Source organism: Acidimicrobiales bacterium (genome assembly GCA_035533595.1).
In the GTDB taxonomy this organism is placed as follows: domain Bacteria; phylum Actinomycetota; class Acidimicrobiia; order Acidimicrobiales; family Bog-793; genus DATLTN01.
This window is the reverse complement of sequence record DATLTN010000070.1, coordinates 14,205-28,021: the sequence shown is the minus strand read 5'-3', so window position 1 is coordinate 28,021 and position 13,817 is coordinate 14,205. Positions and strand designations below refer to the sequence as shown.

Below are 13,817 nucleotides of genomic sequence, written 5' to 3'. Positions count from 1 at the left end.
CGTACAAGGAGTCCAGATGCCTCCCGAGAACGTGGTCCCGAAGCCGATGCCCTTCGAGCGCTACCGCGCCTACACGCCGGTCGACCTCCCGGACCGCACCTGGCAGACCAAGACGATCACGCGCGCGCCGTTGTGGTGCGCCGTCGACCTGCGCGACGGCAACCAGGCGCTCATCGACCCGATGGACCCGACCCGCAAGCGGCGGATGTTCGACGCCCTCGTGCAGATGGGCTTCAAGGAGATCGAGGTCGGCTTCCCCTCGGCCTCCCAGCCGGACTTCGACTTCGTCCGCACCCTCGTCACCGAGGACCTCGTCCCCGACGACGTGACCATCCAGGTTCTCGTGCAGTGCCGCAGGGACCTCATCGAGCGCACCTACGAGGCCCTCGAGGGGGCGAACCACGCGATCGTCCACTTCTACAACTCGACCTCGGTGCTGCAGCGGCGGGTCGTCTTCGGCCTCGACAAGGCGGGGATCACCAAGATCGCCGTCGACGCCGCTAGGTTCTGCCGGGAGCTCGAGGGGCGCCTCCCCGGCACCAGCATCCGCTACGAGTACTCCCCGGAGTCCTTCACCGGCACCGAGATCGACTACTCGGTCGAGATCTGCCAGGCGGTGATGAACGAGATCGGCGCCACCGCCGAGTGGCCGATCATCTTGAACCTCCCGGCGACGGTGGAGATGTCGACCCCCAACGTCTACGCCGACCTCATCGAGTACTTCCACCGCCACATCGGCCGCCGCGAGGCGGTCGTGCTCAGCCTCCACCCGCACAACGACCGCGGCTGCGCGGTGGCCGCCGCGGAGCTCGGCCAGATGGCCGGCGCCGACCGCGTCGAGGGCTGCCTGTTCGGCAACGGCGAGCGCACCGGCAACGTCGACCTCGTGACGCTCGCGATGAACCTGTTCTCCCAGGGCGTCGACCCGCGCCTCGACGTCACCGACATCGACGGCCTGCGACGGGTGGCCGAATACTGCAACCGCCTCCCCGTGCACCCCCGCCACCCCTACGTCGGCGACCTCGTCTACACCGCCTTCTCCGGCTCGCACCAGGACGCGATCAAAAAGGGCATCGCCGCCCTCCCCGACGACTACGAGCTGTGGGAGGTCCCCTACTTGCCGATCGACCCGCACCACGTCGGTCGCAGCTACGAGGCGGTGATCCGGGTGAACTCCCAGTCCGGGAAGGGCGGCGTCGCCTACATCATGGAGGCCGAGCACTCGCTGATCCTCCCCCGGCGGCTGCAGATCGAGTTCTCCCAGGCGATCCAGCACGTCACCGAGGACATCGGCACCGAGATCTCGCCCGGCGCGATGTGGGACGTCTTCTCCGCCGAGTACCTCTCGGGGAGCGCGATCCGCCTCCTCTCCCACGAGAGCGCCGTCTCGGGGGACTCGGACAAGGTCACCGCGCAGCTGCTCGTCGACGGGGAGCATGTGACGATCACCGGCGAGGGCAACGGCCCGATCGCCGCCTTCGTCGCCGGGGTGCGCGACGGCCTCGGCCTCGCGATCGACGTCGTCGACTATTCCGAGCACGCGGTGAGCTCGGGGGCGAGCTCCAAGGCCGTCTCCTACGTCGAGACCGCCGCCACCGACGGCACGACGCGCTGGGGCGTCGGCATCGACGCGAACATCGTCACCGCCTCGCTGCAGGCGGTGGTCTCGGCGCTGAACGGGCGGCGGACCGAGGAGCACGCGGCGCCCTGACGGGGCTCCCGGCGCCCCCTCAGGCGACGCCGGCCGGCGCCACCCTCCCCCGCTGCCAGGCCTCGAACTCCTCGGGCGCCATCGGCGCGGCGAAGAGGAAGCCCTGCGCGAGGTTGCAGCCGAGCTCGCTCAGCACCTGCCGCTGCTCCTCGGTCTCGACGCCCTCGGCGCAGGGCTCGATGCTCAGCGTGTCGGCGAGGGAGATGATCGCCCGCACGATCGCCGAGTCCTCGAGCGCCGGGCCGAGCGCCCAGACGAAGGAGTGGTCGATCTTGAGCGACGAGATCGGCAGCCGCGAGAGGTAGCTGAGCGAGGAGTGGCCCGTCCCGAAGTCGTCGATCGCGATCTTGATCCCGAGCAGGCGTAGCTGGCGCAAGAGCGAGATCGCCGCGTCGACGTCCTCCATGACCGCCGACTCGGTGAGCTCGAGGCGGAGCGCGTCCGGCGGCGCGTCGGCCTCGCGGAGCGCGAAGGCCGAGAGCTCGACGGGGTCGGCGAGGGCGAGCTGGCGGGAGGAGAGGTTCACCGAGACCCACAGCCCCTCCGAGCCGGGCAGCCCCTCGCGCCAGCGCATCACCTGCGAGAGCGCCTCGCGCAGCACGAAGGCGCCGATTGCCGCGATGTGCCCCGTCTCCTCGGCGGCGGGGATGAACTCGGCCGGGTGGAGCAGCCCCCACTGCGGCTGCTCCCAGCGCACGAGCGCCTCGGTGCCGACGAGGTGCCCGTCCTCTAGCGAGACGATGGGCTGGTAGACGACGCGGAACTCGTTGCGCTCGATCGCGAAGGCGAGCGCCCGCTCGAGGTCGAAGCGCTGGGAGACGGCGCGCCGGAGCTCGGGGTTGAAGAGCTCGACGCGCGCCCCACCGCGCTCCTTTGCGCGGTACATCGCGGCGTCCGCGTCGCGCAGCGCCTCGTCGACCGTCGTGTCGCCGGTGACGAGGACGACGCCGCAGGAGGTCGAGACGTGCAGCTCCACGCCGTCGAGGACGAAGGCCTCCTGGAACAGGCCGATCACCTTGTCGCCGAGGTCGACCGCCTCGGTGGCGTCGACGTCCTCGCGCATCACGATGAACTCGTCGCCGCCGAAGCGGGCGACGGTGTCCGAGCGCCGCAGCGAGCCGACGAGGCGCTCGCCGATATCGACGAGGAGGCGGTCGCCCGCCGCGTGGCCGAGGCCGTCGTTCACGAGCTTGAAGCGGTCGAGGTCGAGGAAGAGCAGGGCGACCTGGGTCACGTTGCGGTGGCCACGGTCGATCGCCTGACCGAGGCGGTCGCCGAGGAGCGCCCGGTTCGGCAGCCCCGTGAGCGCGTCGTGCAGCGCCTGGTGGGCGAGCGCCTGCTCGGAGCGCTTGCGGTCGGTGATGTCCTGGAGCTGGGAGAAGACGTAGATCGGCGAGCCGTCGGGCTGGCGCACGACGGTCGAGTCGACGGTCGCCCAGACGTCGGTCCCGTCCTTGCGCAGGTAGCGGCGCTCTCCGTGGAAGTGGTCGACCCCGCCCACGACCTGGGCGGAGGAGGCCTGGATCGCGAGCTCGATCTCGAAGGGGTGGACGAAGGTCTCGACCACGTGCCCGATGAGCTCCTCCTCGGTGCGGCCGAGCATCGTGCACAGCGCCTTGTTGACGCGCGTGAAGCGGCGACGCAGGTCGAGCATCGCCATGCCGATCGCCCCCTGCTCAAAGCCGATCCGGAAGCGCTCCTCGAACATCGAGCGCTCCTCCTCGAGGCGACGGCGCTCGGAGACGTCGCGGGCGATCGTCGAGGTCCCGACGAGCTGGCCGTTGGCGTTGAAGACGGGCGAGACGTGCAGCGAGACGACGACCCGGGTGCCGTCTTTGCGGACGCGCAGCGAGTCGCGGCGCTCGACGTGCTCGCCGCGGCGGATGCGGTCCCAGATCTCCTGCAGCTCGGCGCGGCGCGCCGAGGGCACGATGAGCTCCATCGAGAGTCGGCCGATCGCCTCGGCGGCGGAGTAGCCGTAGAGGCGGGCCGAGGCCGGGTTCCAGGCGGTGATCGTGCCGTCGAGGGTCTCGGCGATGATCGCGTCCTCGGAGAACTCGACGATCGCCGAGAGCTGCGCCATCGACTGCTCGGCGAGCTTGCGCTCGGTGATGTCGCGCAGGTTGAGGACGATCCCGCCGATCGAGGCCTCCGCGAGGCGGTTCGTCATCGTGAGCTCCGCCCACCGCTCCTCGCCGTCACGGTCGACGAAGCGCAGCTCGGCGCGCACGGGCACGCCGGCGCGCTCGCGCACCGCGGCGAACATCGCAGCCGCACGCTCGCGCTCCTCGGCGTGCAGCAGGAGGCGGGCGTCGATCCCGAGCAGCCACTCCGCCGGGTAGTAGCGGTTGAGGGTCGGGCTCGCCTCGGTGACGTGGCCGTGCTCGTCGAGCACGAGGTAGCCCTCGGCGGCGTGCTCGAGGAGCAGGCTGTCGCGCCGCTCCGCGGAGAGCAGCGCGCGCTGCACCGTCAGCTGCTCGGTGACGTCGCGGCCGGTGATGACGACCGCCATCGCCCCCGGGCCGGCGGGCGCCGCGACGGGGGCGGCGCGCACCTCGAGGATGCGGTCCCCGCCGTTCGGGAGGCGGACCACCCGCTGCGCCGGCTCGGAGGGGCGGCCGGTGGCGAGCACCTGCTCGACGATCCGCTCCTCGGGGGTCACTTCGTTGCCCGCGAGGGTCTTCAGGCCGAGGTCGGGGTCGCGGCGGTAGAGGAGGTCGGCGCGTGGCGTGCCGACGAGCTCGTTGGCGAGGAGGTTGGCGACGACGACCCGCCCGGTCGGCGAGATGACGACGATGCCGAGGTCGAGCGAACCGAAGAGCGTGCGCATCTGCGCGAAGCGCGCCCCCCACTGGTCGTGCAGGTCGCGCGCCGCGAGGGCCGACGCGACGCGCTCCCCGCCCTCCTCGCCTGCGAGCTCGGCGAACGAGCACGCGCCGACGCAGCCGCGCGCGAGCGCCTCGGCGCGCAGCTCGGGGTCCTCGGCCGCGACGACGATCCCCGTTCCCGGGAGGGCGACCGCGAGGTCCACCACGGCGTCGAAGGCATGCTCGCCGGGAGCGCCGAGGGCGATGACGACGAGGTCGACGTCGAGGAGCCACTCGTGCGCGGCGCCGAGCGCCTCCTCGACGGTGCCCGCGACGAGGAGCTCGACGCTCTCGGGGAGCCGCCACCGGAGCGCGTCGAGACGGGCCTCCTCGTCGAGGACGAGGAGCCGTTCGCGCCGACTGGCAGGCTCAGTCGAGATCGGCGTTGTCCCTTCGGTTCAACTGCAGGGCTCGACACCCTTCGGCTTGGCCCTGCCCTCATAGAGATGTACGGCGCGGCAAGAACATTTCCCGCGCCGCAACAACATCCCTGCAAGCGAGGTTACGACCTCGCGCGCCGAGAGGATGAACTTCCCCTCGGGCCGCGACCGGCGGCTGCCGGCCGGGACCTCGCGCTCCCGAGGGGGCGGCGCTCAGACCCCCGAGACGAGGTGCAGGTCGAGGATCCCCGGGGCGCCCGAGAGCGCGGCGCGCGCCGCGTCGTCGAGGGGGCGGTCGAGGGCGAGCACCATGAGGGCGGTGCCGCCGGTCGGGCTCTGCCCGACGGCCATGTTGGAGATACTGATCCCTGCCGCGCCGACCGCCGTGCCGACGACGCCGATCATGCCGGGGCGGTCGTCGTTGCGAACGATGAGCATGTGCTCGGCCGAGGGCACCTCGACCTCGTGGGCGTCGACCGAGACGATGCGCGCCGCCCCCTCCCCGGAGAGCGTGCCGGCGACGGAGTGCGCGGCGGCGCTCACGACGATGAGGTTCACCCGGTCCGAGGTGGTCGTCTGGCTCTCGCGCACCGCGAGGCCCCGCTCCTCGGCGAGGCGGGGGGCGTTCACATAGGAGACGGGCTCCTCGCTCGCGGCGGCGAAGAAGCCCTTCAGCACCGAGAGCGTGAGGATCGAGGTGTCCTCGCCGGCGAGCTCGCCCTGGTACTCGACCTCGAGAGTTTCGGGGAGGCTGCCGCAGAGCGCGGCGAGGAAGCGGCCGAGCTTCTCGGCGACACCGAGGAAGGGGCGGACCGCCTCGGAGGCGCCGCGGGCCGCGATGTTCACCGCGTAGGGCACGAAGTCGCCGCGCAGCGCGAGGACGATCTGCTCGGCGATCTGCTCGCCCGCCTTGTCCTGTGCCTCCTCGGTGGAGGCGCCGAGGTGGGGGGTGACGACGACGCTCGGGATCGCGAAGAGCGGAGACTCGGTGGTCGGCTCGGCGTCGAAGACGTCGATCGCCGCCCCGCCCACGTGGCCGGAGACGATCGCGTCGGCGAGCGCCTGCTCCTCGATGAGCCCACCACGCGCCGCGTTCACGAGGCGCACGCCGGGCTTGCACTTGGCGAGCATCTCGGCGTTGAAGAGACCGGTCGTCTCCTTGGTCTTCGGGAGGTGGATGGTGATGAAGTCCGCCGCGGCGACGAGGCCGTCGAGGGTCATCAGCTCGACGCCCATGCGCTTGGCCCGCTCCTCGGAGATGTACGGGTCGTAGGCGATGAGGCGCATCCCGAAGGCGAGCGCGCGCTGCGCGACGAGGGCGCCGATACGGCCGAGGCCGACGACGCCGAGCGTCTTGCCGTGCAGCTCGACGCCCTCCCACTTGGAGCGCTCCCAGCGGCCGGCGACGAGCGCCGAGTGGGCCTGGGGGATGTTGCGGGCCTGCGCGAGCATCAGCCCGAAGGCGTGCTCCGCGGCCGAGAGGATGTTCGACTCCGGGGCGTTCACGACCATCACCCCGACGCGCGTCGCCGCCTCGACGTCGACGTTGTCGAGGCCGACGCCGGCGCGGCCGACGACCTGCAGGTCACGCCCCGCCTCGAGGACGTCCGCGGTCACCTTCGTCGCCGAGCGGACCACGAGGGCGGCCGCGCCGGCGATCGCCTGCAGCAGACTCTCGGGGGTGAGGTCGAGCTGCACGTCGACCTCGTAGCCGGCCGCCGCCATCGCCTGCAGGCCGTTGTCGGCCAGTTTCTCGGTCACGAGGATCCGGGTCATTGCGCTCTCCTGTCGACTACGGGCATGAAAACCGACGGCGGGGTCGATCGCCAGTCGGGATTAGGGGCTCCCGGCGGCCGGGGTCAGTCCCGGGCGTCGGCGAACAGCTCGCCGAGGCGGCGCACCCCCTCGATCATCTCCTCGTCGGAGAGGGCGTAGGAGAAGCGGGCGTAGCCGGGGGCGCCGAAGGCCTCGCCCGGCACGAAGGCGACCTTCGCCTCCTCGAGCGCGACGGCGGCGAGCTCGAGCGTGGTGGCGGGGCGGTGGCCGCGGATCTCCTTGTGGAGCAGGCCCTCGAAGCTCGGGAAGGCGTAGAAGGCGCCCTCGGGCAGCAGGCACTCGGTGCCGGCGACCTCGTTCAGCATCGTGTGGATGATGAGGCGCCGGCGGTCGAAGGCGGTGCGCATCTCGGCCACCGCGGAGAGGTCGCCGCGCAGCGCGCACTCCGCCGCCCGCTGGGCGACGTTGTCGACGTTGGAGGTCTCGTGGCTCTGCAGGTTGGTCGCGCCGTCGACGAGGTCGCGGGGGCCGATCATCCACCCCACCCGCCAACCGGTCATCGCGTAGGTCTTGGCGACGCCGTTCACCACGACGCAGCGCTCGGCGAGCTCGGGGACAAGCACCGGGAGGGAGTGCTGGGTGGCCTCGCCGTACACGAGGTGCTCGTAGATCTCGTCGGTGAGCACGAACAGGCCGTGCTCCAGCGCGAACTGGCCGATCTCGGTCATCTCCGCCTCGCTGTAGACCGCGCCCGTCGGGTTCGAGGGGGAGACGAAGAGCAGCACCTTGGTGCGCTCGCTCAAGTGCTCCTCGAGCTCCGCGGGGGTGACCTTGAAGCCGCTCGCGGTGCCGGTCGGGATCTCGATCGGCACGCCGCCCGCGAGGCGCACCGACTCGGGGTAGGTCGTCCAGTACGGCGCCGGGATGAGCACCTCGTCACCGGGGTCGAGGAGCGCGGCGAAGGCGTTCGCGATCGCGTGCTTGGCGCCGTTGGTGACGAGCACCTCGGCGGCGCTGATCACAAGGCCGGAGTCGCGCCGCGTCTTCTCGACGATCGCCTCGCGCAGCTCGGGGAGGCCCTGGGTGGGGGTGTAACGGTGGTTCACGGTGTCGAAGCAGGCCTTCGCCGCCGCCTCGACGATCGTCGCGGGGGTCGGGAAGTCCGGCTCCCCCGCGCCGAAGCCGACGACGTCGAGGCCCTGCGCCTTCATCGCCTTGGCCTTGGCGTCGATCGCGAGCGTCGCGGAGGGTGAAACCGACGCGACGCGCCGTGAGAGGCGGGCAAGTTCGCGCCCGACGGCGGGAGCGGTGTGAGGTGAGGCTCGCATACCTGTCATGCTGGCACAGACCGACAAGGGGGCCAGACGGCGTGGGCGCGGGGGCGCCGCGGAGGTGGAGATGGCGACGATCGAGATCCCGAAGAACCTGCTCCCGAAGGACGGCCGCTTCGGTGCCGGGCCCTCCAAGGTCCGCGCGGAGGGCGTCGACGCGCTGCGCGACGCCGGCACGACCGTTCTCGGCACCTCGCACCGCCAGGCCCCGGTGAAGGAGCTGGTGGCGCGGGTGCGCCGCGGCATCGTCGAGTTCCTCGGCCTCCCCGAGGGCTACGAGGTGATCCTCGGCAACGGCGGCTCGACGGCCTTCTGGGACGTCGCCACGTTCTGCCTAATCGAGCGCAAGTCCGAGCACCTGAGCTTCGGCGAGTTCTCCTCGAAGTTCGCGATCGCCGCCGAGCAGGCGCCCTTCCTCGACGAGCCGCGCGTCGAGAACGCGGACTACGGGACGCGCCCCGAGGCGGTCGCCGACGACAGCGTCGACGCCTACGCGCTGACCCACAACGAGACCTCGACCGGCGTCTCGATGCCGCTCGCGCGCCCCCGCCACTCCGACGGGCGCGTCGCCGACGGCCTCGTGCTCGTCGACGGCACCTCGGCGGCCGGTGGCCTGCGCTTCGACCCGCTCGAAACCGACGTCTACTACTTCGCGCCCCAAAAGGGCCTCGGCTCCGATGGCGGGCTCTGGCTCGCCGCCTGCTCGCCTGCGGCGCTCGAGCGCTCGGCGGCGATCGGCGCCTCGGGACGCTTCATCCCGGCGATCCTCGACCTCAACATCGCGATCGAGAACTCCCGCCTCGAGCAGACCTACAACACCCCCGCCCTCGCGACGCTGCTGCTCGCCGCCGAGCAGATCGAGTGGTTCAACGCGAACGGCGGCATCGAGTGGTCGGCCTCGCGCTCGGACCGCTCCGCAGAGATCCTCTACGGCTGGGCGGAGCGCTCGCCGCACGCCCACCCCTTCGTCGAGAAGCCCGACGAGCGCAGCCACGTGATCGGCACGATCGACTTCGACGAGGGGATCGACGCCGCGGCGGTGGCGAAGGTGCTGCGCGAGAACGGGATCGTCGACACCGAGCCGTACCGCAAGCTCGGTCGCAACCAGCTGCGCATCGCGATGTTCCCCGGCATCGACCCCGACGACGTGGAGGCGCTCACCGCCTGCATCGACCACGTCATCGGCGCGCTCTAGGCCGACCGACCGAGAGGGGACGATGGCCTTCGACGTCCGTCGCATCGTCCTCGCCGGGGAGTCGACCCCGGGGGGCGGCTCGCCGGGGGGCGCGATCGTCGACGTGCTGCACCGGGTGCTGCGCCCCTACGTCTCCTCGATCGAGGTCGTGCCGACCGGGATCGGGCCGGGGAACGCGCGCGCGGTCGCCCTCGGCGAGTGCGACCTCGGGGTGATGAACATCGAGCTCCTGCTCGCGGCGCGCGAGGGGACGGGGGTCTTCTCCGCCGTCGGCGGGGCCGACCTGCGCGTCCTCGCCCACGTCAACCACCCCTCGTGGCTCGCGGTCGCGGCCCGTGCCGAGCTCGGGATCGGCGACCTCGGGGAGATCACCGCCCGCCGCCTCCCGGTGCGCCTGCGCGCCGCGACGGGGGGGCTCGCCGCGCTCCTCCTCGAGCACTTCGGCCTCGACGAGGAGACCCTCGCCTTCCAGGGGGGCGCGCTCCTCCCGCTGTCGGAGGGCGAGGAGGGCCACGCCTGGGCGGCGCGCGGCGAGTTCGACGTCATCGTCGACCACCTGTACACCGGCTACGCACCCCGCGTCCGCCACTGGCACGCCGCGAGCGCGGCGACCGACCTGCACTTCCTCCCCGTCCCCGACGAGGTGGCGCGCGCCGCCTTCAAGCTCGGCCTCGGCGAATGGTCGACGCTCCCGGCGTGGATGGTGCGCGGCCAGGGCGAGGAGTGCGCCTCGGTCGCCCGCCACCCTTACGCCGTCTACGGCTCGGCAGCGATGCCGAGCGGCTTCGCGCGCCTCGTCGCGCAGGCGCTCGACGAGAACCGGGCGATGCTGCGGGTGAGCAACGTCGCGCTCTCCTACGACCCGCTGAACGTCGGGATGAGCTACGGGGTGCCGCTGCACCCGGGCGCCCACCGCTACTACTCCTCGATGCGCTACCCCGTCGGTGACGCCGCCGAGGACCACGACCACGGCGAGGGGGAGGACCACAGCCACGGCCCCGGCGACCTCTCCGGCCACGTCCACCTCGCGAAGGAGCTCCCGAGCCTGTGGGACAAGATCGGGGTGCACGGCCCGGGTGGTCTGATGATCTCCCGCAACGGCATCTACGCCCTCCCCGAGAAGGAGAAGGCGACCGCCGCCGCGACCGACGCCCCCCCGGCCTGGCAGGGCGGTTTCGGTAAGCACTGACGCGCGCCCTCGGCGCCGTCGAGTCGCGGTGCCCGCGCCCCTCAGCGCTCCGGGCGCCGCCCGGGCTCAGGACTCGTCGTGGCCCTCGTGGTGGTGGCCGTGGTCGTGGCCGTCCCCGTGGTCGTGGTCGTGCTCCCCGTCCTCGTGGTCGTGGTCGTGGTCGTGGTCGTGGACATGCTCGTGGTCGTGGACGTCGAAGAGCAGCGACTTGATCACCACCGGGAAGACGCCCGAGGACTCGAGCGGCTCGCCGACGTCGACGTAGTCGAGGGAGGAGAGGTGGAGGCCGTCGAGGCAGATGATGCCCTTCACCGCCGGGAACTCCTCGACGAGGAGGTTGCCGAAGACGTGCGCGATGTCGACGTCGATGAGCACGACCGTCGGCGCGGTGCGCTCGGCCCCGAGCGCGCGCTCCATCCCCGCCGCCAGCTCGCGCAGGCGCGCGTAGGAGGCGGAGCCCTCGAAGGAAATCGAGAGCGCGACCGGGTCGGCGCCGGTGATCCCGTAGAGGGCGAGCTCGTGGGCGATCCCCGCGGCGACGTCGTCGGCCCGCACGTCGTCGGCGTCGAAGTGCGGGTGGACGACGGGCACGTCGGTGATCGGCAGGTCGGCGCCCGAGACGAGCGCTGTGTTCCCCGAGACCTGGGCGGTCGACTGCGCGGCGCCGATCACCGTGGCGCGGATCCCCTCGCCGGGGTCGATCACCGGGAGCGCGATGCGGCCGTCGTCGAGGCGGGCGTTGATCGCCGCCGCGATCACCCTGCCGATGTCGCCGTAGTCGCGCTGCTCGCGCCCGTAGATGTACTCCGAGACCCCTCCCGAGAAGGAGATCGCGGTCGGCTTCCAGTGCTCCTCGAGGGGCTCGGTGAGACGCAGCCGCCGCTCGGCGGTGCCGGAGGTGTCCTTGTCCACGATGCCGGCGATCGCGTCGGCGAGGCCGTCGGCGAGGGCGCGGGCCGCGTCCTCGGAGAGGATGCCACCCACCTCGAGCACGATCCCCGCGTGGCGGGCGAGCGGCCTCGCCCCCGCGGCGAGGCGCACGATGCGGCGCTTGTCGTCGATCGCCGCCAGCCGGCCGCCGCCGTTGATCGCCGCCGTCTGGCGGATGCCGCGCTCGTCGATCACGGAGAGTTTGGTCGTGCCGCCGCCGATGTCGACGTGCAGCAGCGTCTCGCCGTGCTCGCGGGCGGCGCCGACCGCCCCCGAGCCGTAGGCGGAGAGCATCGACTCGAGGTGGTGGCCCGCGGAGACCGAGACGAACTTCCCCGCGGTCGTGGCGATCGTGTCGGCGAGGGCGCGGGCGTTCTCGGCGCGCAGCGCCTCGCCGGTGAAGATGATCGCGCCGCTGTCGATCCGCTCCGGGGCGATGCGCGCCGCCTTGTGGCCGAGCTCGATCGCGAGGCCGATGGACATCGCGTCGATGCGCTTGCCGCGGTAGGGGGTGAGGTGGATCGGCGAGCGCCAGAGGATCTCGCGGCGCACGCCGTCGCCGTGGCCGCCGTCGCCGCCCTCCTCGCCCCCGCCCTTGCCGAAGACGAGGCGGGCGAAGAGGAAGTGGAAGGTCGTCGAGCCGACATCGACGCCGATCGTCACGAGCTGGCGGCCGCGCAGCTGCGCCCCACCGCCCCCCTGGCTGAAGATGTCGTGCTCGGTCGCTTCGTGCATGAACGCCCTCCCCGGCGAGTGCCGATCGTAGTGGCGGCCCCTCTGCGGGCTCCCCCGGCGGTCGCGCCCGTGCGCGCCACGCGGGCCGCCCGAAGACGGCCCGCGTGTCGGGCGAGTGCGGGCGCGGGCGCCCGCGGCGCTCAGCCCCCCGAGACGTCCTCGAAGCGCTCCCGGCCACCGGCGATGAAGGGCATCAGCGCACGCAGCTCGCCGCCGACCTTCTCGATCGGGTGCACCTGGGCGGCCTGGCGCAGCGCGTTGAAGCGGTTGCGCCCGGCCTTGTTCTCGGCGATCCACTCCTCCGCGAAGCGGCCGTCCTGAATCTCGTCGAGGATCCGCCGCATCTCCTGGCGGACCGCGTCGTTGATCACCCGCGGCCCGCGGGTGAGGTCCCCGTACTCAGCGGTGTCCGAGATCGAGAAGCGCATCCCGGCGATCCCCTGCTCGTACATCAGGTCGACGATCAGCTTCACCTCGTGCAGGCACTCGAAGTAGGCCGACTCCGGCTCGTAGCCGGCGTCGACGAGGGTCTCGTAACCGGCGGTGATGAGCGAGGTGAGCCCGCCGCAGAGGACGACCTGCTCCCCGAAGAGGTCGGTCTCGGTCTCCTCGCGGAAGGTCGTGACGAGCACGCCGGCGCGGGTGGCGCCGATCGCGTCGGCGTAGGCGAGGGCGAGGTCCATCGCCTTGCCGGAGGCGTCGGCCTCGACCGCGATGAGCGACGGCACGCCGCCGCCCTCGGTGTAGGTGCGGCGCACGAGGTGGCCGGGGCCCTTCGGGGCGACCATCGCGACGTCGAGCCCGGCGGCGGGCGTGATCGTCCCGTAGCGGATGTTGAAGCCGTGCGCGAAGAAGACGGCGTCGCCGTCACTCAGGTTGGGGGCGATCTCGGCCTCGTAGACGGCGGCCTGCTCGGTGTCGGGGAGCAGGATCATCACGAGGTCCGCCTCACGGGAGGCGTCGGCGATGGAGAGCACGCGCAGCCCGGCACCCTCGGCCTTCTCCTTCGAGGAGGAGCCCGGACGGAGGCCGACGCGCACGTCGATCCCCGAGTCGCGCAGGTTCAGCGCGTGCGCGTGGCCCTGGGAGCCGTAGCCGAGGATCGCCACCTTTCGGTCGGCGATCAGGCCGTGATCGGCGTCGGCGGAGTAATACAGCGTCGGCATTGCCTTGGTGCTCCTCTCGATAGCCCGTCAGCGGGCAGCGGTCAGCTTAGGAAGACCGATCCGGCCGGTGCGTTGGAGCTCGCGGATCGGATAGGTGGCGAGCTCGGCCTCGAAGGCGTCGAGGGCCTCCGGGGAGGCGGCGAAGCTCACCGTGACGGCCCCCTCGCCCCGCTCGGCGATGGTCGCCCCGACCGCCGCGCAGCGGCCCTCGAGGTCAGAGACGGCGGCGCGCTCGACGGACACCGTCGCCAGCAGCAGCTCGGCCTCGTGCGCGTCGGCGGGGTGCAGCTCGGAGATCTCGACGACGGGGATCAGCTTGTTCAGCTGGTCGAGGACCTGCTGGAGGGGGGCGGACTCGACGTCGACGACGATCGAGATGCGGCTGAAGCGCTCGTCGTCGGTCGGCGCCACGGCGAGGGAGAAGATGTTGTAGCCGCGGCGCGCGAACAGGCCCGCGACCCGCACGAGGACCCCCGCCTTGTTCTCCACCCGCAGGGTGAGCAGGTGGTGGGTGGCGACGGCGTTCACCGCGGCAGC

General features: G+C 72.0%; 9 protein-coding genes. 3 read left to right on the top strand and 6 right to left on the bottom strand.

Translation table 11 applies throughout. The features are described from left to right. The first annotated feature begins 16 nt into the window (after positions 1–16). Positions 17–1,711 (top strand): 2-isopropylmalate synthase, encoded by a 1,695-nt coding sequence (leuA, locus tag VNF07_13180; protein ID HVB07190.1) that lies wholly within the window; start codon positions 17–19, stop codon positions 1,709–1,711. A 19-nt stretch (positions 1,712–1,730) separates the two neighbouring features. Here leuA and VNF07_13175 read toward each other — a convergent pair whose 3' ends face one another. From VNF07_13175 to VNF07_13165, 3 genes are all read right to left on the bottom strand, one after another. Further along, positions 1,731–4,745 carry a PAS domain S-box protein gene (locus VNF07_13175; protein ID HVB07189.1) on the bottom strand — a complete coding sequence of 1,005 codons (3,015 nt, stop codon included), beginning with the start codon at positions 4,743–4,745 and terminating at the stop codon, positions 1,731–1,733. Between the two features lie 426 nt (positions 4,746–5,171). Next, on the bottom strand, positions 5,172–6,734 hold the full coding sequence (gene serA / locus VNF07_13170) for a phosphoglycerate dehydrogenase (GenBank protein ID HVB07188.1): 1,563 nt from the start codon (positions 6,732–6,734) through the stop codon (positions 5,172–5,174). 83 nt (positions 6,735–6,817) lie between these two features. Then, positions 6,818–8,062 carry a pyridoxal phosphate-dependent aminotransferase gene (locus VNF07_13165; GenBank protein HVB07187.1) on the bottom strand — a complete coding sequence of 415 codons (1,245 nt, stop codon included), beginning with the start codon at positions 8,060–8,062 and terminating at the stop codon, positions 6,818–6,820. Positions 8,063–8,069: 7 nt separating this feature from the next. Here VNF07_13165 and serC point away from each other — a divergent pair, with 7 nt between their 5' ends. Together serC and VNF07_13155 are read left to right on the top strand one after the other, a co-directional pair. After that, a complete protein-coding gene (serC, locus tag VNF07_13160) occupies positions 8,070–9,260 on the top strand; it encodes a phosphoserine transaminase (GenBank protein HVB07186.1) in 1,191 nt (396 codons plus the stop codon). A gap of 22 nt (positions 9,261–9,282) precedes the next feature. Then, positions 9,283–10,449: a TAXI family TRAP transporter solute-binding subunit gene (locus VNF07_13155; GenBank protein HVB07185.1), complete on the top strand. Its 1,167-nt coding sequence runs from the start codon at positions 9,283–9,285 to the stop codon at positions 10,447–10,449. Between the two features lie 66 nt (positions 10,450–10,515). On the opposite strand, the gene VNF07_13150 is transcribed toward VNF07_13155, so the two are convergent. From VNF07_13150 to ilvN, 3 genes are all read right to left on the bottom strand, one after another. Next, the gene (locus VNF07_13150) at positions 10,516–12,114 is read right to left on the bottom strand and encodes an ethanolamine ammonia-lyase reactivating factor EutA (GenBank protein ID HVB07184.1); all 1,599 of its coding nucleotides are present in this window, start codon (positions 12,112–12,114) and stop codon (positions 10,516–10,518) included. Positions 12,115–12,254: 140 nt separating this feature from the next. Then, complete coding sequence (ilvC, locus tag VNF07_13145) at positions 12,255–13,280, bottom strand: ketol-acid reductoisomerase (protein HVB07183.1); 1,026 nt, start codon at positions 13,278–13,280, stop codon at positions 12,255–12,257. A gap of 27 nt (positions 13,281–13,307) precedes the next feature. Then, the gene (gene ilvN, locus VNF07_13140) at positions 13,308–13,808 is read right to left on the bottom strand and encodes an acetolactate synthase small subunit (protein HVB07182.1); all 501 of its coding nucleotides are present in this window, start codon (positions 13,806–13,808) and stop codon (positions 13,308–13,310) included. Between the last annotated feature and the right edge of the window lie 9 nt (positions 13,809–13,817).

Excerpts from the sequence above, each read along its gene's own strand:
- leuA (HVB07190.1), top strand. The coding sequence starts at position 17 with ATGCCTCCCGAGAACGTGGTCCCGAAGCCGATGCCCTTCGAGCGCTAC.
- serA (HVB07188.1), bottom strand. The coding sequence starts at position 6,734 with ATGACCCGGATCCTCGTGACCGAGAAACTGGCCGACAACGGCCTGCAG.
- VNF07_13165 (HVB07187.1), bottom strand. The coding sequence starts at position 8,062 with ATGCGAGCCTCACCTCACACCGCTCCCGCCGTCGGGCGCGAACTTGCC.
- serC (HVB07186.1), top strand. The coding sequence starts at position 8,070 with ATGCTGGCACAGACCGACAAGGGGGCCAGACGGCGTGGGCGCGGGGGC.
- VNF07_13155 (HVB07185.1), top strand. The coding sequence starts at position 9,283 with ATGGCCTTCGACGTCCGTCGCATCGTCCTCGCCGGGGAGTCGACCCCG.
- VNF07_13150 (HVB07184.1), bottom strand. The coding sequence starts at position 12,114 with ATGCACGAAGCGACCGAGCACGACATCTTCAGCCAGGGGGGCGGTGGG.
- ilvC (HVB07183.1), bottom strand. The coding sequence starts at position 13,280 with ATGCCGACGCTGTATTACTCCGCCGACGCCGATCACGGCCTGATCGCC.